Below are 23,244 nucleotides of genomic sequence, written 5' to 3' on the forward strand. Positions count from 1 at the left end.
TTATCCCAGAGTCAAGGGCAGGTTACTCACGTCTTACTCACCCGTTCGCCACTAATCCATGGTGCAAGCACCACATCATCGTTCGACTTGCATGTGTTAAGCACGCCGCCAGCGTTCGTCCTGAGCCAGGATCAAACTCTCCGTCAAAAAAACAGAAAAACATGAACCCAGCCTCAACACCCAGCCACCACGGGGGTGGCAGCCAAGCGCTAAAACCAGTAAAAACTGGCATCAACAAACAAAACAACACACTATTGAGTTCTCAAACAACAGGCACTTCCGGTTTCAGCGGCGGTTCCCGATCAAATCCTTGATCGTTGCCCGTCATTCCGTTTCGCTCCGGAGCAACTTGTCTAACTTACCACTCCGATCTTCTCTGTCAAAATCGGCCGTTTCGTCCGTTTTCTTCAGGGAATCCGGTCCATCCTCGAGGGACGGAACCCGGTGCGATCCTCGGCTTCGGCGGTGCCTCAAGGGACTTGCCGCGTCCTACCGTTCCGATCGGCGCGAAAATCAACTGTACCACCGGCCTTCGGGCGGTGCAAAACGGCCCTCCCCGCCCGGTCCGCGGGCCGCGGTTGGCCTGCGGTTCCGCGCGGGAAGGGCCCGCCGTCGCCGTCCCGCGCGTCAGCCGGTGCGGTCGTCGGTCGCGGGTGTCAGGTACAGAACCCCGAGCGGCGGCACCTGCACGGTGGCCGACGCGGGCTTGCCCTGGTAGGACCCTTCGACGGCGGTGATCCGTCCGAAGTTGCCGACCCCGGAACCGCCGAACTCCTCGGCGTCCGTGTTCAGCTCTTCTTCCCAGGCGCCGGCCCAGGGCAGGGCCAGCTTGACGTCGTGGTGGGGCGTCCCGGCGAAGTTCGCGACCACCACCACGGGGTTGCCCTGCGGGTCCCACCGGGTGAACGTGAGCATGTTACGGCCGGCGTCGTTCGCGTCGATCCACTCGAATCCGGCCGGGTCGTTGTCCCAGCGGTAGAGCGCGGGCGTCTGCGTGTAGATGGCGTTGAGGGCCTTGACGAGCAGCTGGACCCCGCGGTGCGGCGGCGCGTCGGTCAGCCACCAGTCGAGTCCGTGCGCCTCGTTCCACTCGGCCTCCTGGCCGAACTCGGTGCCCATGAAGATCAACTGCTTGCCGGGGTGCGCCCACTGGAACGCGAGGTAGGCACGCAGGTTGGCCAGCTGCTGCCACCGGTCGCCCGGCATCTTGCGCAGCATCGACCCCTTGCCGTGGACGACCTCGTCGTGGCTGATCGGCAGCAGGAAGTTCTCCGTGTACGCGTAGACCATCGAGAACGTGGCCTTGTGGTGGTGGTACGAGCGGTTGATCGGGTTCTCGGAGATGTACGACAGGGAGTCGTGCATCCAGCCCATGTTCCACTTCAGCCCGAACCCGAGTCCGTTGTGGTCGGTCGGCCGGGTCACCCCGGGGAAGGCCGTGGATTCCTCCGCGATGGTCACGATGCCCGGGACCCGCTTGTACGCGGTGGCGTTGGCCTCCTGCAGGAAGCCGATCGCTTCCAGGTTCTCCCGGCCGCCGAAGCGGTTGGGCCGCCACTGGCCCTCCTGCCGCGAGTAGTCCAGGTAGAGCATGGAGGCGACGGCGTCGACCCGCAGCCCGTCGATGTGGAACTCCTCGAGCCAGTAGAGCGCGTTGGCGACGAGGAAGTTGCGCACCTCCCGCCGGCCGAAGTCGAAGATCAGTGTGCCCCAGTCCGGGTGCTCCCCCAGGAACGGATCCGGGTGCTCGTAGAGCGGCTGTCCGTCGAAGCGGGCGAGGGCGAACTCGTCCTTCGGGAAATGGGCCGGTACCCAGTCCATGATCACGCCGATGCCCGCGCGGTGCAGGGCGTCGACGAGGTGCTTGAACTCGTCGGGATGCCCGAACCGCGACGTCGGCGCGAAGTACCCGGTGACCTGGTAGCCCCAGGACCCGCCGAAGGGATGCTCGGCGACGGGCATCAGTTCGATGTGGGTGAATCCCAGCCACGAGACGTACTGGACGAGTTGCTCGGCCAGCTCTTCGTAGCCCAGTCCGAGACGCCACGAACCGAGGTGCACCTCGTACACGCTCATCGGCCCGTTGTGGGGATCCGTCCGGGCCCGCCGGGCGATCCACTCGTCGTCGTCGAAGGTATATGTCGAGTCGACGACGCGGGAGCCGGTCCGGGGCGGCACCTCGGTGCCGCGCGCCATCGGGTCGGCCTTCATCCGCCACTGGCCGTCCTGGCCCATGATCTCGAACTTGTAGGTCGCGCCCGCGCCGACGCCGGGGAGGAAGACCTCCCAGACCCCGGAGGAGCCGAGGGACCGCATCGCGTGTGCCTTGCCGTCCCAGGCGTTGAAGTCACCGGCCACCCGCACGGCGCGGGCGTTGGGCGCCCAGACGGCGAAACTGGTGCCGTGGATGGTGCCCATCGACGACGGGTACTCCCGCACGTGCGCGCCCAGGACGGTCCACAGCGTCTCGTGCCGTCCCTCGCCGATCAGGTGCAGGTCCAGTTCCCCGAGCGTGGGCATGAACCGGTAGGGCTCGTCGACGCGGTGTGCGACCCCGTCCCCGTAGGCGACCTCGAGCCGGTAGTCGGGCACGTGCCGGTCCTCGGGGGCCTCCAGCACCGCGGTCCAGATGCCCCCGTACTCGTGGCTCATGGCGGTGTTCCCGGCGGCGGTGACGACGTCGACGGACGCCGCCATGTGCCGCAGGGTCCGTATCGTCACCGTGCCGTCGGGCGCCAGGTGGGCGCCGAGGATTCCGTGCGGGTTGTGGTACCAGCCACCGGCCACGGCGTCGAGCACGTCCGTGGAGACGGGGATCGGCCGGGCCGGCGCAGGCCGGGTCTCCGGCGCCGTGGTGGACACCGCGCCGGTGCTGACGTTCAGGTTGGCGGCCTGCGCGCGTGCCTCCGGGGAGATGTCCGGCAGGTCGGCCGACGCGTCATCCGGTGTCGCCGACGCAGCGGCCGGCCGCGCTGACGTGGCAGCCGGCTCCGCTGATGTACCGGCCGGCCGCGCTGACGTGGCCGGCCGCGCTGATGTACCGGCCGACGCGCGAGCGGCCTTCGCCGACGCAGGCTTCGCCGGCTCGGGAGCAGGCTTCGCCGGCTCGGGAGCGGGTGGCGCCGGTTCGGGGGCGGGTGCTGCTTCGAGTGTCGGCTCGGTCCGGGATGTGCCGGTCCGTGACCGGGGCTTCCTGATCATCGATGAACCTTCCTTCTTCGATGGTGCGGGAGGGGATGCGTGGTCGCCCACGTGCAGCGCGCGATGCACCGCGTCGACGGGAACCGCGATCCAGTCCGGCCGGTTGCGCTGTTCGTAGACCACCTCGTACAGGGCCTTGTCCAGCCACAGGCCGACGAACAGCGGGGATTCGGTGTCGATCGGCGTGCCGCTGATGCGGCGGTAGCCGTCGAGGAACGCGTCGGAGGCGGTGCTGGTCCACGCGCGGGTGCGGTCCGGGTCCGCGCCGTTCAGGACGGCGAACCCGCCCGCGTAGTCAAAGGACCGGAGCATGCCGACGACGTCCCGCAGCGGGGTGTCGGGCAGGGATCGCTCGGCCACGGGCCGCAGCGGCTCGCCTTCGAAGTCGAGCAGGATCCACCCGCGCTGTGGTGAGTCGAGCACCTGGCCGAGGTGGTAGTCGCCGTGGATGCGTTGCAGCACGGGAGCGTCCCCGCCGCGGCCGAGTGCCTCGATCGCGGCGCGGACGGCGGTCTCGTGCGGGCCCACGGCGTCCGCGGCCTCGGCCCACGCCCACGCGATCCGGCTCGCCAGGGCGCGGAGCAACTCCTCGTGCTGCCCGGCGTCGGCGACGCGGGTGCCGAAGGCCTCCCGCAGACCGGCGTGCACCCGGGCGGTGGCCTCGCCGAGGGACGCGGCGGGACCGGTGAAGTCGGTGCCGGCGCGGGCCGCCGCCGTCGCGGTGCGCCACGCATCCTCACTGCCGGCCATGAACTCGCTGAGCACGGCGAGCTGACCGTGATCGAGATCCGGGCGCCCCTGGCCGGATGGGGCGTCGGCCGCACTATCGGCTCGCGCTCCGGCGGCGCTGTCGCGGGCTCCGGCGTCGGCTGCTTCGCCGGCGCCGTCGTGGCCGGAGGCACCGGTCCGGCGGTGCTGCCACGCGCCGTCGATCCACCCGTAGGTGGTGGCGACGGCGTCGACCCGGGCCTCGGTCAGCCCGATGCCGACCTCGACGTCCGGGTTGGTGCCGGCGCCGAGGACACGGAACAGTTTGATGATGGCGGGCGCGTCGGGGTCGTCGATGATGATCGACGTGTTCGACTGCTCGCCGGTGAGCACCTTGGCGGTCGGCAGGTCGCCGGACGCCCGGGTCGAGGCCCACCGGCCGGTGGCATGCCCGGTGGGGGCGAACGCGTCCACGCCCCGGTCCGCTGCGGCGTCGGGCGCCTCACTCCCCCGGCCGGAGTCCGACCTGGTGTTCGGTGCGGTCGCCGTGGCGCTGGTGATCAGGTCCAGGTAGAGCCCGACCAGGACGGGGTCCCGGACGCCGTCGTACACGTCCACCCGCGCGTCCGGCCCGTCGCCCGCCCCGGTCTCGGCGCCCGCTCCGGTCTCGGTGCTGTCCCACCCCGAAGGCTGCGGTGCGGTGCGGGCCGGAACCGAACCGATCGGGTCGACACCGTGCAGCACGTGATCGCGTCGACGGTAGGTCAGCGGGACCTGCACGACGTCGATCCGGTCGCCCGAGTCGATGGCGACCAGGTGGACGCGCACACCGATCCGGCCGGCCGGGTCCGTCAGGTCGAAACCGCCCACCGCGCTCAGGCTGACCCCTTTGCCGCGGGCCGGGTACCACCGTTGGCCGGGGAGCCAGCGGTGCAGGAGGTCGGTCAGCTCCGCGGTCAGGGTCACGACGGCAGCTCGGACCGGGGTGGGATCACGGGCAGCGCCTGGGTCGCCGGCGACGCGGGATTGGAGTACGGCGAGCGCATCCGCAGCCAGAAGAAGTCGTGACTGCCCAGCGTGACCGTGATCCGCCCGTCGTCCCCGATCGGCGGGAAGGGGGTGCCGCCGAACACGTCGCGCAGCCCCCGGCCCGCGAACCGCGGCACGTTCAGAACCGCGGACGACGGGTTCTGGGCGAGGTTGAACACGCACAGCAGCACCTCGCCGTGCTCCTCCGCCTCCGCGTCCGGGATCTCCCGCAGGAACGCCAGGATGTGCTCGTTGTCCGCCGGCACGTTCTCGTACCCGCCGAGGCCGAACGCCGGGTGCGCCTTGCGGATGGCGAGCATCTGCCGCACCCAGTGCAGCAGCGAGGAGGAGTGCGCCAGTTGCGCCTCCACGTTGACGTGGTTGTAGTGGTAGACGAGCGACTGGATCACCGGCAGGTACAGCTTGCCCGGGTCCGCGACGGAGAAGCCCGCGTTGCGGTCGGGGTTCCACTGCATGGGCGTGCGGGACGCATCCCGGTCCTCGAGCCAGATGTTGTCGCCCATGCCGATCTCGTCCCCGTAGTAGAGGAACGGGCTGCCCGGCAGGGCGAGCAGCAGGGCGTGGATCAGTTCCGTCTCGGCCCGCGAGTTGTCCAGCAGGGGGGACAGGCGCCGTCGGATGCCGATGTTGGCGCGCATCCGCGCGTCCGGGGCGTACCAGCCGAGCATGGCCTGGCGTTCCTCCGTGGTGACCATCTCGAGGGTCAGCTCGTCGTGGTTCCGCAGGAACGTCCCCCACTGCGCCCCGGCCGGGATGTTCGGGGTGGCGTTCATCGTCTCCACGATCGGCGCCGCCTTCTGGTCCCGCAGGGCGTAGAACAGTCGCGGCATGATCGGGAAGTGGAAGCACATGTGGCACTCGGGGTTCTCCTCGTCCCCGAAGTACTCCACCACCTCCTGCGGCATCTGGTTCGCCTCCGCGATGATCACCCGCCCGGGGTAGAGCTCGTCCACCATGGACCGCAGGTCCTGCAGGAAGCGGTGGGTGCCGGGCAGGTTCTCGCAGTTGGTGCCGTCGTCCTCGAACAGGTACGGGATGGCGTCCGCACGGAACCCGTCCACGCCCTGGTCCAGCCAGAACTTGACGACGTCGAACACCGCCTCCACGACGGCCGGGTTCTCGAAGTTCAGGTCCGGTTGGTGGGAGAAGAACCGGTGCCAGAAGAACTGCCGCCGGACCGGGTCGAACGTCCAGTTCGACTCCTCGGTGTCCACGAAGATGATCCGCGCGTCCTGGTACTTCTCGTCGGTGTCGCTCCACACGTAGAAGTCCCCGTACGGACCCTCCGGATCCTCGCGGGAGGCCTTGAACCAGCCGTGCTGGTCCGAGGTGTGGTTCAGCGGCAGGTCGATGATCACGCGCAGACCGCGGGCGTGAGCCTCGGCGACCAGGCGTTTGAAGTCGCTGATCGTGCCGAACTCGTCCAGGACGGAGTAGTAGTCGGCGATGTCGTACCCGCCGTCACGCAGGGGGGAGTCGAAGAACGGCGGTAGCCACAGGCAGTCGATGCCGAGCCACTGCAGGTAGTCCAGCTTCTCGATCAGTCCGGAGAAGTCCCCGGAGCCGTCCCCGTTGGCGTCCGCGAAACCACGTACGAGCACCTCGTAGAAGACCGCCTTGCGGTACCACTCGGGGTCGTGCGCGAGACCGGGGGCATTGAGCTGGAATGCCGACGGCACGCTCATGCGCCCCTCCTGACGTGGAAGATGTGTGCCGGCTCGACCCAGGGATCGAGCCTGACGTAGTTCTCCCGTCCCCAGGTCCAGCTCTCCCCCGAGAGCAGGTCGTCGACCCAGAAGCGGCCGGCGCCGTCCAGGTCGCCCGGGTCCAGGTCCAGGGTGGACAGGTCCAGGGTCACCAGTCCTTCCCGGGTCGCGTGCGGGTCGAGGTTGACGACGACGATGACGGTGTCCTTCGTCCCGTCCGGGTTCGCCTTGTGCTTCGTGTAGGCCACCGTGTGGTCGTCCGTGGTCGCCTGCACGGTGAGGTTCTGCAGGTCACCGAGCGCCGGGTGGGCGCGGCGAATGGCGTTCAGGCGGGTGAGGTAGGGGGCCAGGGACCGGCCCTCCGCCTCGGCCGCCGCGTAGTCCCGCGGCCGGTACTCGAACTTCTCATTGTCGATGTACTCCTCCGCGCCGGGCCGGGCGACGTGCTCGAACAGCTCGTAGCCGGAGTAGACGCCCCACAGCGGGCTGCCGGTGGCCGCGAGCACGGCCCGGACCTTGAACCCGGCGGGCCCGGAGTACTGCAGGTACTCGGTGAGGATGTCCGGGGTGTTGACGAAGAAGTTGGGCCGGTAGAACGCCGGGGTCTGCCGGGAGACCTCGGTGAAGTACTCTTCGATCTCCTCCTTCGTGTTCCGCCACGTGAAGTACGAGTAGGACTGCTGGAAGCCGGCCTTGCCGAGGGCGTGCATCATCGGTGGCCGGGTGAACGCCTCGGCGAGGAAGACGACGTCGGGGTCGGTGGCGTTGACCTGTCCGATCAGCCACTCCCAGAACCACAGCGGCTTGGTGTGGGGGTTGTCCACCCGGAACATCCGCACGCCGTGGTCCATCCACAGCCGCACGACCCGCAGCACCTCGTTCGACAGGCCCTCGGGGTCGTTGTCGAAGTTCAGCGGATAGATGTCCTGGTACTTCTTCGGCGGGTTCTCCGCGTAGGCGATGGACCCGTCGATGCGGGTGGTGAACCACTCCGGGTGCTCGGTGACCCACGGGTGGTCCGGGGTGCACTGCAGGGCCAGGTCCAGCGCCACCTCCATGCCGAGTTCGCGGGTGCGGGCCACGAACGCGTCGAAGTCCTCGAAACCGCCCAGGTCCGGGTGGATGGCGTCGTGACCGCCCTCGGCCGCGCCGATGGCCCAGGGCGAACCGGGGTCGCCGGGCCCGGCGACCAGCGTGTTGTTCGGGCCCTTGCGGTTGGTCCGCCCGATCGGGTGGATCGGGGGCAGGTAGACGACGTCGAACTCCATCGCCGCCACGGCCTCGAGCCGGGCCAGCGCGGTCCGGAACGTGCCCGACGTCCATTCCCCGCTGGCCGGGTCCCAGGACGCGCCCTCGGAGCGCGGGAAGAACTCGTACCAGGAGGCGCGGCCGGCGCGTTCCCGCTCGACCGTGATCCGGTGGTGGCCGGTGGCGCTGACCAGTTCCCGGACGGGCTTCCGGTCGATCACCGCGTGCACCTGCGGGCTGATCCCGGCGGTGAGGCGTTCCCCGGCCGGCAAGGTGGTGTCACCGACCCGGGCGGCGGCGGCGCGCAGGGTCTGCGCGTCCTCGGGGTCGCGGTCCGGTTCCTGGGACGCCCGCTCGAGCAGGGCGGTCCCCTCGTCGAGCATCAGGTCGACGTCGACCCCGGCGCCCACCTTCACCGTCGCGTCGTGCTCCCAGGTGCCGTAGGGGTCGGCCCAGCTCTCGACCGTGAAGGTCCAGGCGCCGACGGCGAGGGGACGCAGCGTGGTGGTGTACCGGTCGGTGCCGGCCACCCGCTCGACCATCCGGGAGCGCTGCACCTCGGCGCCGTCCGGGTCGTACAGGACGGCGGTGGCTCCGAGCCGGTCGTGCCCCTCGCGGAAGACGGTGGCACCGACCTGCAGGTCCTCACCCGGGATGGCCTTCGCGGCGAACATCCCGCCGTCGACGACGGGGGCGACGTCGGTGACCGGGATCCGGGCGAACCGCAGCCCCTCGGTGATCCCTCCGGGCGCCGGGTCCGATTCGCGGGTGGGTCCGCCGTGCGCTCCGGTCGGGACCGTTCCCGTGCTTCGACCCGCTGCCTTACCCTGTCCCGTCCTGTCCTGTCCTGGCTTGTCCTGTCCTGGCTTGCCCTGCCCTGGCTTGCCCTGCCCTGCGGGGCGACTCGCGGCCGCGGCGTCAGTAGTCACACGGTAGACGTTAGCCATTGATTCCAGAGAATGCGAAGGCCGCTGCGGTTCCGTCACCGTTCCGCGTCGTCCGGCGCCGTTCGGGCACCGGGCCGGTCGTGGACCCCTCACCCACTCCGCGGTCCGCGGCGGGACACGGGCGTAAGCGTTTACTCCGGGTGCGAGCCAGGTCACGTCGATCCGCTACTGTTTGGCGCGTGAAAGCAATCCGCCGGTTCACCGTCCGTACCGTGCTGCCCGAGGCCATCGCGCCCCTGAGCACGCTCGCCACCAATCTGCGCTGGTCCTGGCACGAGCCGACCCGGCGCCTGTTCGCCGACATCGCCCCGGAGATCTGGGCCCGCACGGCCGATCCGGTCCAACTGATCGCGACCCTCACCCGCGGGCAGCTGCAGGCCGTCGCCGACGACGCCGGGCTGGTCTCTCGGATCCAGGGCCTCGGCGCGGACCTGCAGAAGTACCTCATCCGACCGCGCTGGTACCAGTCCCTGGGTGCGGAGGCGCCGGCCTGCATCGCCTACTTCTCCCCCGAGTTCGGCATCGACGCGGTGCTGCCCCAGTACTCCGGCGGGCTGGGCATCCTCGCCGGTGACCACCTGAAGTCGGCCTCCGACCTCGGCGTACCGCTGATCGGCGTGGGCCTGCTCTACCAGGCCGGCTACTTCAAGCAGTCCCTCTCCCGCGACGCCTGGCAGGAGGAGACCTACCCGGTGATCGACCCGGACGGGCTGCCGCTGTCGCTGCTGCGGGAGACCGACGGCACCCCGGTCGAGGTGCGGCTGCCGCTGCCCGCCGGCCGCCAGCTGCTGGCCTACGTGTGGAAGGCGGACGTCGGCCGGGTCCCGCTGCTGCTGCTGGACTCGGACGTGCCGGGCAACGACGACGCGGCGCGGACCATCACCGACCGGCTCTACGGCGGCGGCGGCGATCACCGGCTGCAGCAGGAACTGCTGCTCGGGATGGGCGGGGTCAAGGCGCTGCGCGCGTACCAGCGGCTCACCGGCGGTGCCGCCCCGGAGGTCTTCCATACCAACGAGGGGCACGCCGGTTTCCTCGGCGTCGAGCGCATCCGCGAACTGATGGACGACGGTCTGAGCTGGGACGAGGCGCTGGTGGCCACCCGCGCGTCGACCGTCTTCACCACCCACACCCCGGTGCCGGCCGGCATCGACCGGTTCGAGATCGCCCAGATCCAGCACTTCTTCCAGGCCGGTCTGGCGCCGTCCGTGCCGGTGACGAACGTCCTCGCACTCGGCGCCGAGACGTATCAGGACGGCGATGCCTCCACCTTCAACATGGCGGTGATGGGGCTGCGCCTGGCGCAGCGGGCGAACGGCGTCGCCAAACTGCACGGAGTGGTGTCGCGGGAGATGTTCGCGGGCCTGTGGCCAGGTTTCGACCAGGAGGAGATCCCGATCACCTCGGTCACCAACGGCGTGCACGTGCCGACGTGGGTGGACCCGAAGATCGTCGATCTGGCACGGACCCGGTTCGGTCCCGCCCCGGACTGGTCCGAGGTGTTCCAGGTCGACGACGCCGACGTGTGGGTCCTGCGACGCGAGTTGCGGTCCGCCCTGATCGCGGACGTGCGGCGGCGCCTGCGCGCCTCCTGGAAGAAGCGTGGGGCAGCAGACGCGGAACTGGCCTGGACGGACGAGGTCCTGGACCCGGACGTGCTGACCATCGGTTTCGCCCGCCGCGTGCCCACCTACAAGCGGTTGACGCTGATGCTGCGCGACCCGGTCCGGCTCAAGCGGCTGCTGCTCGACCCCGAGCGGCCCATCCAGCTCGTCGTCGCCGGCAAGTCCCACCCGGCCGACGAGCAGGGCAAACGAATGATCCAGGACCTGGTCCGGTTCACCGACGACCCCGAGGTGCGGCACCGGATCGTGTTCCTGCCCAACTACGACATCGCGATGGCCCGGACCCTGTTCCCCGGCTGCGACGTGTGGCTGAACAACCCGCTGCGCCCGCTGGAGGCGTGCGGCACGTCCGGGATGAAGTCGGCCCTGAACGGTGGCCTCAACCTCTCCGTGCGCGACGGGTGGTGGGACGAGCTGTACGACGGGCGGAACGGCTGGGCCATCCCCACCGCCGACAACCGGGCCACCCCAGAGGAGCGGGACGACATCGAGGCGGCGGCCCTGTACGAGCTGATCGAGAAGTCGGTCGCGCCGATGTTCTACGGTTCGGAGCGGGTCGCCGGCGACTCCGGGGACGCGGTCCCCCACCAGTGGGTGGCCGCGATCAAGCACACGCTGGCCACCCTGGGGCCGGCCGTCTCGGCCGAGCGGATGGTGATGGACTACGTCAACCGGCTCTACACCCCGGCCGCGGAGTCCGGCCGGCGGGCGTCCGCGGACGACTTCGCGGCCGCCCGGACCGCCGCCCGCTGGAACGAGCGGGTGCGGGATGCGTGGCCGTCGGTGCACGTCGAGCACGTCGACGCCGAGGGTGTCACCGACGCCCCGCAGATCGGCGACGTGCTGACCATCAACGCCTACGTCTCCCTCGGCGGGCTGAGCGCCGACGACGTCGACGTGGAGGTCGGATACGGCCGGGTGTCCGAGAGCGACCACATCCACGACCGGGCGTTCGCCGACCTGGCCCCGGCCGAGGACCTCGGGAACGGGCGCGCCCGGTTCTCCGGCACCCTGGTGGTGGACCGGTCGGGCCCCTTCGGGTACACGGTGCGGGCCCTGCCGTCGACCGCCCGGATGGCGAACAAGGCCGAACTCGGCTTGATCGCCACTCCCGCCTGAGCCGCCTCCATCCCGGCCCGGGCCGGGACCATATCGCGAGCACCGGGGCCGAGCCGAACCGAGCCGGACCGGCGCCGTCTCAGTCCCGGCGGAAGACGGTCACGCTCTGCGCCGGCGCGGTGAACACCTCGCCGCTGGCCCAGTGGTCGTCCTTGCGGCCGTCGGCGGCCGGATCGGTGCTCAGCCGCAGCACGAATCCGTCCTGCCGGCTCGGCGGGGTGCGTACGGCGTCGACCATCCCCGCATCCGCCGCCCCGGCGTCGGCGGCGCCGTCGTCGACCGTTCCGTCGTCCGCCGTCCCGTCCGGGAGCGCGAAGCCGACGTCCGGCAGGGTCACGTGGGAGGCGTTGGCCGACCCGTTGATGATGAGCAACCCGTCGATCCGGCCCTCGGCGGAACCGAGCAGGAGCTGCAGCACGCGCACGTGCGGGTTGACCCATTCCTGCTCGGTCATCGGGTAGCCGGCGGTGCCGTACCAGTGCAGGTAGTAGGCCTGCGGGGTGCGCGAGTAGTCGGCGGGCTGGTGGGCGAGGAACTCGCGGCGCACTCGGATCAGCCCGCGGGTGGCGCGCAGCATCCGGCGGGCCCGGCCGTCCAGGTGCCAGTCGACCCAGGAGATCGCCGTGTCCTGGCTGTAGGCGTTGTTGTTGCCCTGCTGGGTACGGCCGATCTCGTCCCCGGCGGTGATCATCGGCACCCCGAGGGAGAGGAGCAGCGTGGCCATCAGGTTGCGCTGGGTCTGCTCCCGGGCGCGGCGCACGTCCCGCCTCGCCGTCGGCCCCTCGACCCCGTGGTTCCAGCTGCGGTTGTGGTCCGATCCGTCCCGGTTGCCCTCCCCGTTGGCCTCGTTGTGCTTGACGTCGTACCTGGTCAGGTCCGTCAGGGTGAACCCGTCGTGCGCGGTGACCAGGTTGACCGAGGCGAGCGGGGATCGCCCCGACGCGGCGAAGGTGGCAGCCGAGCCCGCGAGTGCACCGCCGAGGGCGGCGAGTGAGCCCCCGGGCCGACCAGCCGCGAGCTCCGCCTGGTCGGTGAGCCAGAACGTGCGCGTGACGTCCCGGAACCCGTCGTTCCATTCCGCCCAGCCGCGCGGGAAGTTGCCGGTCTGCCAGCCGCCCATGCCGAGATCCCAGGGTTCGGCGATCAACTTCGCCGGTGCGAGCACGGGGTCGGCCGCGGCGGCGACGAGGAACGGGTGCCGGTTGGTGAAGACGTTGTCCGCGTCACGGCACAAGGTCGGGGCGAGGTCGAACCGGAACCCGTCGACGTGGCACTGCGCCACCCAGTACCGCAGCGAATCCAGCGCCAACTGGACGACCCGGGGGTGGGAGAAGTCCAGACTGTTGCCGCAACCGGTGGTGTCCTCGTAGGTGTGCCGGTCGCGGTGCCGGTAGTAGGCGCGATCGCCCAGACCGCGCCAGCTCAGCGCGGGCTGGTCCTTGCCGCCCTCGGCGGTGTGGTTGTAGACCACGTCGAGGATCACCTCGAGGCCGGCCGCGTGCAGCGCCTTGACCATGCCCTTGACCTCGTCGAGGACGGCCTGCGGGCCGGCGGCGCGGCTGGCCGCGGTGGCATAGGCCGGGTGGGGGGCGAAGAAGCCCAGCGTGTTGTAGCCCCAGTAGTTGGTCAGCCCCAGGGCGGCGAGGTGCGGCTCGTCGGCGTGCGCCTGGATGGGCAGCAGCTCGACCGCGGTCACGCCCAGCCGGGTCAGGTGCGCGAGCATCGCCGGGTGGGCGAGGCCCGCGTAGGTACCGCGCAGCTCCTCCGGGATGTCGGGGTGGAGCCGGGTCAGTCCCACGACGTGCGCCTCGTAGAGAACGGTGTCCCGCCACGGGGTGCGGGGCGCGACGTCGTCGTCCCAGTCGAACGCGCCGTCCACGCGCACCGCCGCCACCGGGTCACCGTCGGTGCCCTCGGTGAGACCCCGCGCGTACGGGTCCAGCAGCGGGGTGCCGGCCGGGTCCTCCTCGTCGAGCAGGTGGTAGCGCGCGCCGGCGGGCAGGTCCTCGACCACGCCGTGGTGGACCCCGTCCTCGACGGAGCGCAGCCGGGTCCGCACCGACGAGCCGTCCGCGGTCTCGTGCACGACGGCGAGCGCCGTCACCGCCGGCGCGAACACCGCGACGTTGACCGCGGCGCCCCGACCGGCCACCGGGCTCACACCCAGCGGCCAGGGGAACGACCGGCCGACCGAGACGCTCGGGCGGCTCACGTCGTCGGGCGGCTGCGCGCGACCTCGTAGAGGCAGATGCCCACCGCCATCGAGGCGTTCAGCGACTCGGTGGCCGCGTCGATCGGGATGGAGACGATCGCGTCGCAGGTCTGCCGGGTGAGCCGGGAGAGGCCCTTGCCCTCGGAGCCCACGACCACGCACAGGGGTTCCTCGCCGGCGTCCAGGGACGGCAGGGAGATATCCCCGTTCCCGTCGAGACCGATCACGCGGATGCCGAGCTTGCGGTACCCGTCGAGGGTGCGGTTCAGGTTCGCGGCCCGGTGCACCGGCACCCGGACGGCCGCCCCGGCGCTGGTCTTCCAGACGGTGGCGGTCATGGTGGCGGTGCGGCGTTCGGGGATCACGACGCCGTGGCCGCCGAACGCGGCGACGCTGCGGATGATCGCCCCCAGGTTCCGCGGGTCGGTGACCCCGTCCAGGGCGACGATCAGGGGCGCGGCGCGCAGGTAGCCCTTCTCCCACTGATCGGTCAGCTGCCGGCCGAGATCGACGGCGTCGCCGTACTGGTAGGGCGGGATCTGCAGTGCGACGCCCTGGTGGACGGCGTCCAGGGTGAGCCGGTCCAGTTCGGTCCGGTGCACCTGCAGCACCGGGAGGGACTGCTCGGCGGCGAGCTTGAGGATGTCCCGGACCCGGTCGTCGCTCTCGATCCGCACGGCGACGTAGAGCGTGCGCGCGGGCACCGCAGCCTGCAAGGCCTCGAGCACCGCATTGCGCCCGGTGACCATCTCCTCGGCCTTGTCCCGGCGCGAGCGGGTGTGCGGGGAGGCGCCGCTCCCGGTGTCGCGGCCGCTCCGGCGCTGGTCGGCCTGCTTGGCCTTGAACGCCTTGTGGTACGGCCGGTCCTCGGCCTTCGGGGTGGGGCCCCGGCCCTCGAGAGCCTTGCGGCCGAGCCCCCCGGTGCCGGACGAGGGTCCCTTCTTGTGTTTGCGGATGGCTCCGGCGCGCGGCTTGTTCGGCATGGGACCTTCCGTCGCTCATCGAGTGCTCGTCACGGCGGCCGGCGGTGGTCCGGGCGCGGGAGCCCAGTCTACCGGCCGAGGTCACGGGGATCTGCGAGGCCCCGTCGATGCCCGTCAGGCCTGGGCTGTCAGGCACCGTCAGGGCGAAGCAGTCAGGCCAGCGACCAGCGGGAGCCGTCCTTGCCGTCCTCGATGACGATGCCGGCGGTGGCCAGTCCGTCCCGGATGGCGTCCGCCGCGGCGAAGTCCCGGGCGCTCCGGGCCTCGGCGCGGGCGGCCAGCCGCCCGGCGATCAGGGCATCCAGCGCCTCGTCGGCCGCCGACCGGCCTCCCCCCGCGTGCCAGGCGGGATCGAGCGGATCCAGCCCCAGCACCCCGGTCATCGCCCGCACGTCCGCCAGGGCCGCGGCGGCCGCGTCCCGGTCGCCCTCGGCGAGCGCGGAGTTGCCGCGGCGTACCGTCTCGTGCACGACGCCGAGGGCCGCGGGGACGTTCAGATCGTCGTTCATGGCGGCGGTGAACGCGGCGGGCAGCGTCTGCGCGACCGGGGTTTCCGGGTCGGCGTGGGCGACCACGTGCTCCGTCACCCCACCGGTCGGTGTTCCGGAGGCACCGGTTTCCCCGGCGCCGGTTGCCACCGCGCCGGTTCCCAGAGCGCGAGCGGCGTTACGCACGAACGTGCGGATCCGGCCGTAGGCGGCCGCGGCCTCCGCGAGGGAACCGCCGTCGTCGTCGGTGGCTGGGCGGAAGTCCAGGACCGAGCGGTAGTGAGTGGCAGCCATGAAGTACCGCACGACGACGGGGTCCGCACCGGCGAGGACGTCGGCCGCGGTGACGAAGTGGAACGCCGACTTGCTCATCTTCTCGCCGTCGAGCGTGACCAGGCCGTTGTGCATCCAGACGTGAGCGAACGGGTGGCCGGCCGCGGTGGACTGGGCCAGCTCGTTCTCGTGGTGCGGGAATCGCAGGTCCAGGCCGCCGCCGTGGATGTCGAACTCGGTACCGAGGTACTTGCCCGCCATCGCCGAGCACTCCAGGTGCCAGCCGGGCCGGCCGCGCAGGTCGGGCCGGCCGAGCGGGTCCGGCCAGGACGCCGTCGTCGGCTCCCCGTCCTTGTGACCCTTCCACAGCGCGAAATCGCGGGGGTCGCGCTTGCCGCGGGGATCGGCGTCGGCGGCGTCCTGCATGTCGTCGACGGACTGCCGGGTCAACGACCCGTACTCGGGCCACGACCTGACGTCGAAGTAGACGTCCCCGGAACCGTCCTCGGCCGGGTAGGCGTGACCGCGCTCGACCAGATCGCGGATCAGGGCGTGCATCTCGGTGATGTGGCCGGTCGCGCGGGGTTCGTAGGTCGGCCGCCGGACCCCGATCGCGGCGTACGCGGCCTCGAACTGCTGCTCGACGCGGTAGGCCAGCCCCCACCACGGTTCCCGCGGATGCGGCCCGGCGAAGTCCTCGGCGAAGCTGGCGGCGGAGTTGGCCAGGATCTTGTCGTCGATGTCGGTGACGTTGCGGATCACCGTGACGGCCAGGCCCGTGGCCTCCAACCAGCGGGTGAGCAGGTCGAAGCTCAGCGCGGAGCGCAGGTGCCCCAGGTGCGGCTCGCTCTGGACGGTGGCCCCGCAGTAGTAGACGCTGGCCCGCCCCGGAATCACGGGAGCGAAGGGGACGACGGAGGCGGACTTCGAGTCGTGGAGGCGCAGCGTCACCGTGTCAGTGTAGCCAGCGGGGTCACGTATCTCCGGGGCGTCGGGCGGTCGGTGACGCGCTGGGACGCACGCGCCGCGCGTCATCGAACGCCAGCCGTCAGGGAGTACCGACGGGGGTCCGGACCACGAGTGCGGTGGCGATCGCCGCCAGCCCCTCTCCCCGGCCGGTCAGCCCGAGGCCGTCACTCGTCGTCGCGCTGATGTTGACGGGGGCGCCGGCGGCCGCGGCGAGCACCGACGCCGACTCCGCCCGGCGGCCGGCGAAGCGCGGACGGTTGCCGATCACCTGGACGGCGACGTTTCCGATCTCGAAGCCGGCCGCCCGGACGATGCGGGCCGCGTCGGCGAGCAGCACCACGCCGGCCGCTCCCCGATACTCGGGCCGGTCGGTGCCGAAGTGGGTGCCCAGATCGCCGAGTCCGGCGGCGGAAAACAGCGCGTCGCAGCAGGCGTGCGCGGCGACATCGCCGTCGGAGTGGCCCGCCAGGCCGGTCTCCCCCGCCCAGAGCAGGCCGCCGAGCCACAGCGGGGTGCCGGGCTCACCCCACGCGTGCACGTCGACACCGATGCCGGTGCGGGGAAGAGCGGTTGCGGACGGGCTCATGCTCGCCAGTCTCTCAGGCGGCGCGGCCGATTGCCGGGGTTACGGAGCAACGGCTCCACCGAGTGTGACCAGAGTGACCGCTGGGGAATCGTTCGGATCACAGGCGTCACAGCGGTCACACTCACTGTCGTGGTTGCGCCGCCGGGGAGCGAAAGCGGTCGGGCGATGGTTCGATGGTCTACGTCCGTTCCCGATCCACCGGAGGTCAACCGTGTCCTCGACCCTCGCCCTCGTCCTGCCTGGGCTCGGCCCGTTCGAGCCGCGGCCGGGCACGGACGACATGGCGCCCCCGGGCGCCGCGGACCTGATCGCTGTCGCCGTCACGGCGTTGCGGGACGCCGGGGTCGACGAGGTCCGTGTCCTGGTCTCGGGTGGGGGGGATGACTTCCCACTGCCGGCGGGGGCGGACGAGCTGGGTGCGGGAAGCACCGTGGCCGAGGTACTGGCGGCGGCCGCGGCGGCCGAACGCGGCGGGCACGACCGGATCCTTCTGCACCGGTTGGACCATGCCCGCACCCCGCCGACGCAGATCGCCCGGGTGCTGACCGCCCTGGCCGACGGCGCGCCCGTGGCCGTGCCGGCGCTCCCGGTCACCGACACGGTCACCGCGGTGGCCGACGGCGTGCTCGGCCGGACGATCGACCGCACGACCGTGCGGGCGGTGTGCTCGCCCTGGGGGTTCACGGCGGACGCGCTGCGGGCCGGGCTCACGACGGTGCGCTCCCTCTCCGCGTCGCGAGAAGGGTTCGGCTCGATGGACGAATCGCTCTCGCCGGACGAACTGTTCCGTCGGGCCGCGATCGCGGGCGCCGGCCGCGGCGTCGTGGCCGTGGTCGCCGGCGAACCCGCGGGTGCCGGCCTCGGCGACATGGCTCCGGCGGCTGTGAACGCGCACGCGGCCGATCCGGGACCGGGCCGTCCTCCGGCCGGGCGGGCGGCCGCCGTCGTGCTCGCCGCCGGATCGGGCACCCGGTTCGGGGCGCCGGTCAACAAGGCGTACCTGCCGCTGGCGGGGACGACGGTGCTCGCCCACTCCCTGCGCCGGTTCGCCGCGCTGCCGGAGGTGGGACCGGTGGTTCTTGTGATCCGGGAGCAGGACGACGCGGTGGCGCGGGAGGTGATCGCGCAGGTTGGGGCGCCCGTGGAGATCGTGATCGGAGATGCCACCCGGCAGGGCTCCGAACTGGCCGCGCTGCGCCACCTGGGCCGGCGGATCAACGACGGCAGTGTGGATCTGGTCGCGATCCACGACTCGGCCCGGCCTCTGGCCGACTCCGGGCTCTGCCGCGCGGTGCTGAGCGCCGCCCGTCGCCACGGTGGCGCGGTTCCCGGGGTGCTCCGCCCGGAGCTGGCCGTCGTCACCGGTGACGGCACCGGGCTGTTGCCGGACGTGACCGGCCCCCTGGTCGCCGTCCAGACGCCGCAAGCGTTTACCGCTCGTCTGCTGCGGGAGGCCTATGAAAAGGCGCGCGCCGAGGGCTTCGAGGGCACCGACACGGCGAGCGTCGTCGCCGCCCACGGCGGCCTGCGCGCGCACTGGGTGCCGGCCCCGGCGACCAACCTGAAGATCACCTTCGCCGAGGACCTCTCCCTGGCGGAGCACCTGCTCCGGCGGGGGGTGGGGGGACTGATCGGGAGGGACTGACCGGGAAGGACACGGAGGGCTTCACGCGGACCGGGTCCCGGCTGCTGCGCACGTCCCTGGAGACGACGACGGGGCCCTCCGATCACCTCGGAGGGCCCCGTCGGGCATTGTCTGTTCTCGAACGTCAGGCGGAGGCCAGAACCTCGTCCAGGACGCCGGCGGCCTTCTCCTCGTCCGTCTTCTCCGCCAGGGCCAACTCGGAGATCAGGATCTGCCGTGCCTTGGCGAGCATCCGCTTCTCGCCCGCGGACAGGCCACGGTCGTTGTCACGCCGCCACAGGTCGCGAACCACTTCGGCCACCTTGACGACGTCACCCGAGGCGAGCTTCTCCAGATTGGCCTTGTAACGGCGGGACCAATTGGTCGGCTCCTCCGTGAACTCGGCCCGCAACACGTCGAACACGTGCTCCAGGCCTTCCTTGCCGACCACGTCGCGGACGCCGACCAGGTCCACGTTCTCGGCCGGAACCTCGATCGTCAGATCACCCTGGGCGACCTTCAACTTGAGGTACATCTTCTCTTCGCCGCGTACGGTGCGTAGCTTGATCTCCTCGATCTTCGCTGCCCCGTGGTGGGGATAGACAACCGTCTCGCCGACCTCGAACACCATAGGTATATTCCCCTTTCCCGGAGACGAGTTTATCACGTGCCGTCCCGCCGACTTCGGCGTCATCCCGGGGCTGGCGCCGTCTCCGCCGGCGACGTGGGGGCGGAGCGTCGGGACGGAGCGCGCGGGTCGCGGGTTCGTCGTCGGCTCCGGGCCGGCCGCACACCGGGGACGGTGCTCGGCCGGTGCGGGACCGATCACGCCGGAGAACGGCTAGTCTGGAGGCTGTTTCCACCCATTTCCGCGAGCACCGTCGACGAGGAGCGCCTGACCGTGAGAACCGCTGCGAGCACCCGCCTCCGCCAGGTCGGCATCGTCCTGGTCGCCTCCCTGTCCGTGCTGGGAACCACCGGCTGCCAGGTGGTCAATCCGCAGGCAACCACGACGATGTACCCCCCGTCCGACGGCGTCTCCGGCTCGGTGGGCGACGTCCAGCTGCGCAACATCTTCGTGGCGGCCGCCGCGAAGGGCGACCCCGGCCGGCTCGGCGGTGCGCTGTTCAACGGAGCGGATCGGCAGATCGCGGTGACCCTGCGCGGCGCGTCCGGCGCCGAGACCCGGGTGGACCTGCCCGCGAACGCCGACTACTACCTGGCGCAGGAACCGAAGGTGACCTTCGATGCGGTGGGTCAGCGCCCGGGTGCGCTGATCGAGATGACCGTCACCGTGGCCGGGTCCGGTGCCTCGACCAAACTGCAGGTCCCGGTTGTGGACGGCACGCTCGAGGAGTACCGCACGCTCGTGCCGGGCACCCCGACGCCGACCGGCACGCCCACCAGCACACCGACGGCCACCACCTCGCCGAGCCCCGGCCAGGGCTGAGCCCCCCGGCTGACCCCCCGTTCTTGACGACGCCGCCCCGCCCGGATCACCGGGCGGGGCGGCGTTCGTTCGTGCCGGTTCGGTCAGACGTCGAACTTGTACCCCAGGCCCCGCACCGTCACCAGGTGCCGCGGTGCGGGCGGGTCGGGTTCGATCTTCGACCGGAGTCGCTTGACGTGCACGTCGAGAGTCTTGGTGTCGCCGACGTAGTCGGATCCCCAGACCCGGTCGATCAGCTGCCCGCGGGTGAGTACCCGGCCGGCGTTGCGCAGCAGCATCTCGAGCAGCTCGAACTCCTTCAGGGGCAGGGTCACCTGCTCGCCGTTGACGGTGACGACGTGCCGGTCGATGTCCATCCGCACGGGACCGGCCTCCACCGTGGCGCTGATCAGCTCGTCCGGCTCGCCCTGCCGGCGCAGCACCGCCCGCACCCGGGCCACCAGTTCCCGGGACGAGTACGGCTTGGTGACGTAGTCGTCGGCCCCGAGTTCCAGGCCGACGACCTTGTCGATCTCCGCGTCCTTGGCGGTGAGCATGATCACCGGGACGTTGGAGCGCTGCCGGAGCTGCCGGCAGACCTCGGTGCCGGGCAGGCCGGGCAGCATCAGGTCGAGCAGGACCAGGTCCGCGCCGTCCCGGTCGAACTCGCTGATCGCGTCGGTGCCGTTGTCGACGACGGCGACCTCGTAGCCCTCCTTGCCCAGCAGGTAGGACAACGGGTCGCTGAAGGACTCCTCGTCCTCCACGATCAAGATCTTGCTCACGGGCGGGCTCCTTCACGGCGATCGGGGTCGGCACTGGACGGGTCGGGGCTCGACGGGTCGGGGCTCGACGGGTCGGGGCTGGACGGGTCGGAGCTGGACGGGTCGGAGCTCGACGGGTCGGGGCTCGACGGCTCGGGGGTGAGGATGGCGGGCACGCGCAGGCGGCTGGATCCGCGCACCGGCACGGAGCGGCGCGGGCGTTCGGGGCGGTCGGCCGGACCGGGGCGTTCCTGGGTGTCGATCTGCGGCAACCGGACGGTGAACGTGGATCCGTGACCGACGCGCGACCACACGCCGACCTCCCCGCCGTGCCGGGCGATGACGTGCTTGACGATGCTCAGGCCGAGACCGGTGCCTCCGGTCGCCCGCGACCGCGCCGCGTCGATGCGGTAGAACCGCTCAAAGATGCGGTCCTGCTCGTCCGCCGGGATCCCGGGCCCCTGGTCGGAGACGGAGACGAGGGCGACGTCGTCGCGCGACCGCAGCCCCACGCCGACCTTCGTCCCGGGCGGGGAGTACCGGATGGCGTTGTCGATGAGGTTCCGGAACGCGGTCATCAGCAGGTCGGCGTCGCCGTGCACCGCCCGCTCCACCCGGCCCCCGACGTCGACCCGGATCTGCCGGGCGTCGGCGGCGAGCCGGTTCCGGTCCACCGCCTCGGCGATCACCGCGTTGATGTCGACGATCGAGCCGGCGGAGACGACGTCGGCGCTCTGCAGGCGGGACAGCTCGATGATGTCCTGGACCAGGGAGCTGAGCCGGCCGGACTCGCGGTGGATCCGGCCCGCGAACCGGCGCACCGCCTCCTCGTCGTCGGCGGCGTCGTCGAGCGCCTCGGAGAGCAGGGAGATCGCGCCCACCGGGGTCTTCAGCTCGTGAGAGACGTTGGCGACGAAGTCGTTGCGCACCTGTTCCGTGCGGATGATCTCGGTGCGGTCGTCCGCAAGGATGAGACAGTACTCGGCCCCGAGGGGGGCGACCCGCACCTGGACGATGCTGGTCGACTCCCCGAGCGGGCCCCGGGAGAGTTCGAACTGGCGTTCCTCGATCACCCCGTCCTGCCGCACGCGCGCCACGATGGCCAGGATCTCCTGATGCACGACGGTGTGCCCGCGGACCAGACCGTGGGCGTAGGCGGCGGGGCTGGCCCGCACGACGCCGTCGACGTCGTCGACCACGATGAACGCCATGCCCAGCACCGAGAGCACCTCCAGGGCGCCGTCCGGCAGGGCCGGTTCGTCGACGTCCACGACGGACCGCCGACTGCGGCCGCTGAACCGGTACGCCAACAGACCGACGGCGCCGAGCGCCAGCCCGACCACGCCGCCGCCGACCGCAAGCACCACCGGATCCACGCGCTCAGTCTAGGCACGGCACGGTTCGTGCTCGTGTCCCTCCGCCACCACCGCCGGGCCGTTCAGCTAACGTTCATCTCAGCAGCGATTCTCGTTCACACCCGACTGCGACGCTGCTGGCTGGTGTTCTGCCGATCGCCCGGGCGACGGCCCGGGGACGAAACGGACGACGGCGGGACGGGACGACGGGTCATCACGAGAGGACGCCACGTGCGCAAGGTTTTCCAGGCAGAGCTGCATCAGGTGGGCGACGAGCTGATCCAGATCGCGACGCTCGTGCGGGCGGCGGTCGAGAAGGCCGCCACCGCGTTCGAGAACGCCGACGTCGAACTCGCCGAGGACGTCATCACGGCCGACGCGCGGATCGACTTCCTGCAGACCGAGCTCGACGAGCGGGCCATCGACATCCTGGCCCGGCAGGGCCCGGTGGCCAGCGATCTGCGGATGATCGTCGGCGCCCTGCGGATGAGCACGTCGCTGGAGCGGATGGGGGACCTGGCCCGGCACATCGCCCAGCTGGCCCGGCTGCGCTACCCGCGCCCGGTGGCGGCGGACAGCCTGGTGGCGACGTTCGAGGAGATGGCCCGGCTCGACACCGACATCGCCGGCGCCGTCGTCGAGCTGCTCGACACCCGGGACCTCACCCACGCCACCCGGATCCAGCAGTTGAAGACCCGGATCAACGAGCTGCACCGCAGCGTGTTCGACGCCGTGGCCGGCCCGGACTGGCAGGAGTCGTCGGCGCGGACCGCCGACGTCGTACTCGCCAGCCGCTATTTCGAACGCTTCGCCGACCATGGCGTCTCCGTCTCCCGCAAGGTCACCTACCTGGTGACGGGCGAGTGGGACCCCGACGCACTGGAAGGACGGGTCGGCGCCGACGACGCCTGACCCGGTGCGCTGACGCGCAGGGCCCCCGGACGGTTCGTCCGGGGG

At 71.2% G+C, this 23,244-nt stretch carries 14 protein-coding genes and 1 rRNA gene; 4 read left to right on the plus strand and 11 right to left on the minus strand.

The annotated features are described in order from the left end of the window. The 4 genes from BKD30_RS11145 to BKD30_RS11160 all read right to left on the minus strand — a co-directional run. Positions 1 to 147 (minus strand): 16S ribosomal RNA (locus BKD30_RS11145); the annotation flags it as partial. A 480-nt stretch (positions 148 to 627) separates the two neighbouring features. Beyond that, the gene (gene glgB / locus BKD30_RS11150; protein WP_159440572.1) at positions 628 to 4,875 is read right to left on the minus strand and encodes a 1,4-alpha-glucan branching protein GlgB; all 4,248 of its coding nucleotides are present in this window, start codon (positions 4,873 to 4,875) and stop codon (positions 628 to 630) included. Beyond that, positions 4,872 to 6,644, minus strand: a complete 1,773-nt coding sequence (gene treS, locus BKD30_RS11155) for a maltose alpha-D-glucosyltransferase (RefSeq protein ID WP_076704695.1) — start codon at positions 6,642 to 6,644, stop codon at positions 4,872 to 4,874. The genes glgB and treS overlap by 4 nt, the downstream gene beginning before the upstream one ends. Beyond that, a complete protein-coding gene (locus tag BKD30_RS11160; protein ID WP_076704943.1) occupies positions 6,641 to 8,653 on the minus strand; it encodes an alpha-1,4-glucan--maltose-1-phosphate maltosyltransferase in 2,013 nt (670 codons plus the stop codon). The genes treS and BKD30_RS11160 overlap by 4 nt, the downstream gene beginning before the upstream one ends. A 386-nt stretch (positions 8,654 to 9,039) precedes the next feature. Between BKD30_RS11160 and glgP the strand changes: the two genes are divergently transcribed. Beyond that, the gene (gene glgP, locus BKD30_RS11165; protein WP_076704697.1) at positions 9,040 to 11,604 is read left to right on the plus strand and encodes an alpha-glucan family phosphorylase; all 2,565 of its coding nucleotides are present in this window, start codon (positions 9,040 to 9,042) and stop codon (positions 11,602 to 11,604) included. Positions 11,605 to 11,683: 79 nt separating this feature from the next. Here glgP and glgX read toward each other — a convergent pair whose 3' ends face one another. From glgX to ispF, 4 genes are all read right to left on the minus strand, one after another. Next, positions 11,684 to 13,816, minus strand: a complete 2,133-nt coding sequence (gene glgX / locus BKD30_RS11170) for a glycogen debranching protein GlgX (RefSeq protein WP_076704699.1) — start codon at positions 13,814 to 13,816, stop codon at positions 11,684 to 11,686. Next, positions 13,813 to 14,799, minus strand: a complete 987-nt coding sequence (gene rlmB, locus BKD30_RS11175; RefSeq protein ID WP_076704700.1) for a 23S rRNA (guanosine(2251)-2'-O)-methyltransferase RlmB — start codon at positions 14,797 to 14,799, stop codon at positions 13,813 to 13,815. Before rlmB ends, glgX begins: the two co-directional genes overlap by 4 nt. Positions 14,800 to 14,951: 152 nt before the next feature. After that, on the minus strand, positions 14,952 to 16,511 hold the full coding sequence (gene cysS / locus BKD30_RS11180; RefSeq protein WP_076704702.1) for a cysteine--tRNA ligase: 1,560 nt from the start codon (positions 16,509 to 16,511) through the stop codon (positions 14,952 to 14,954). A gap of 97 nt (positions 16,512 to 16,608) precedes the next feature. Next, positions 16,609 to 17,115 carry a 2-C-methyl-D-erythritol 2,4-cyclodiphosphate synthase gene (ispF, locus tag BKD30_RS11185; RefSeq protein WP_076704704.1) on the minus strand — a complete coding sequence of 169 codons (507 nt, stop codon included), beginning with the start codon at positions 17,113 to 17,115 and terminating at the stop codon, positions 16,609 to 16,611. 211 nt (positions 17,116 to 17,326) lie between these two features. On the opposite strand from ispF, the gene BKD30_RS16395 reads away from it, so the two are divergent. After that, positions 17,327 to 18,760 carry a 2-C-methyl-D-erythritol 4-phosphate cytidylyltransferase gene (locus BKD30_RS16395; RefSeq protein WP_159440573.1) on the plus strand — a complete coding sequence of 478 codons (1,434 nt, stop codon included), beginning with the start codon at positions 17,327 to 17,329 and terminating at the stop codon, positions 18,758 to 18,760. Positions 18,761 to 18,884: 124 nt separating this feature from the next. Here the strand turns inward: BKD30_RS16395 and BKD30_RS11200 are convergent, their stop codons facing one another. Then, positions 18,885 to 19,370: a CarD family transcriptional regulator gene (locus BKD30_RS11200; protein WP_076692668.1), complete on the minus strand. Its 486-nt coding sequence runs from the start codon at positions 19,368 to 19,370 to the stop codon at positions 18,885 to 18,887. Positions 19,371 to 19,640: 270 nt separating this feature from the next. Between BKD30_RS11200 and BKD30_RS11205 the strand changes: the two genes are divergently transcribed. Continuing rightward, on the plus strand, positions 19,641 to 20,189 hold the full coding sequence (locus tag BKD30_RS11205; protein ID WP_083956358.1) for a hypothetical protein: 549 nt from the start codon (positions 19,641 to 19,643) through the stop codon (positions 20,187 to 20,189). A gap of 83 nt (positions 20,190 to 20,272) precedes the next feature. On the opposite strand, the gene BKD30_RS11210 is transcribed toward BKD30_RS11205, so the two are convergent. Together BKD30_RS11210 and BKD30_RS11215 are read right to left on the minus strand one after the other, a co-directional pair. Beyond that, complete coding sequence (locus BKD30_RS11210) at positions 20,273 to 20,953, minus strand: response regulator transcription factor (protein WP_076704706.1); 681 nt, start codon at positions 20,951 to 20,953, stop codon at positions 20,273 to 20,275. Further along, a complete protein-coding gene (locus BKD30_RS11215) occupies positions 20,950 to 22,308 on the minus strand; it encodes a sensor histidine kinase (protein WP_083956360.1) in 1,359 nt (452 codons plus the stop codon). Before BKD30_RS11215 ends, BKD30_RS11210 begins: the two co-directional genes overlap by 4 nt. Before the next feature lie 210 nt (positions 22,309 to 22,518). Here BKD30_RS11215 and phoU point away from each other — a divergent pair, with 210 nt between their 5' ends. Next, positions 22,519 to 23,199 carry a phosphate signaling complex protein PhoU gene (gene phoU, locus BKD30_RS11220; protein WP_076704708.1) on the plus strand — a complete coding sequence of 227 codons (681 nt, stop codon included), beginning with the start codon at positions 22,519 to 22,521 and terminating at the stop codon, positions 23,197 to 23,199. Positions 23,200 to 23,244: the final 45 nt, after the last annotated feature.

Source organism: Tersicoccus phoenicis (genome assembly GCF_001968835.1).
Taxonomy (GTDB): Bacteria; Actinomycetota; Actinomycetes; order Actinomycetales; family Micrococcaceae; genus Tersicoccus; species Tersicoccus phoenicis.

Bases quoted from the DNA above. Each gene is read 5' to 3' on its own strand.
- treS (WP_076704695.1), bottom strand. From the start codon at position 6,644: ATGAGCGTGCCGTCGGCATTCCAGCTCAATGCCCCCGGTCTCGCGCAC.
- rlmB (WP_076704700.1), bottom strand. From the start codon at position 14,799: ATGCCGAACAAGCCGCGCGCCGGAGCCATCCGCAAACACAAGAAGGGA.
- ispF (WP_076704704.1), bottom strand. From the start codon at position 17,115: ATGAGCCCGTCCGCAACCGCTCTTCCCCGCACCGGCATCGGTGTCGAC.
- BKD30_RS11200 (WP_076692668.1), bottom strand. From the start codon at position 19,370: ATGGTGTTCGAGGTCGGCGAGACGGTTGTCTATCCCCACCACGGGGCA.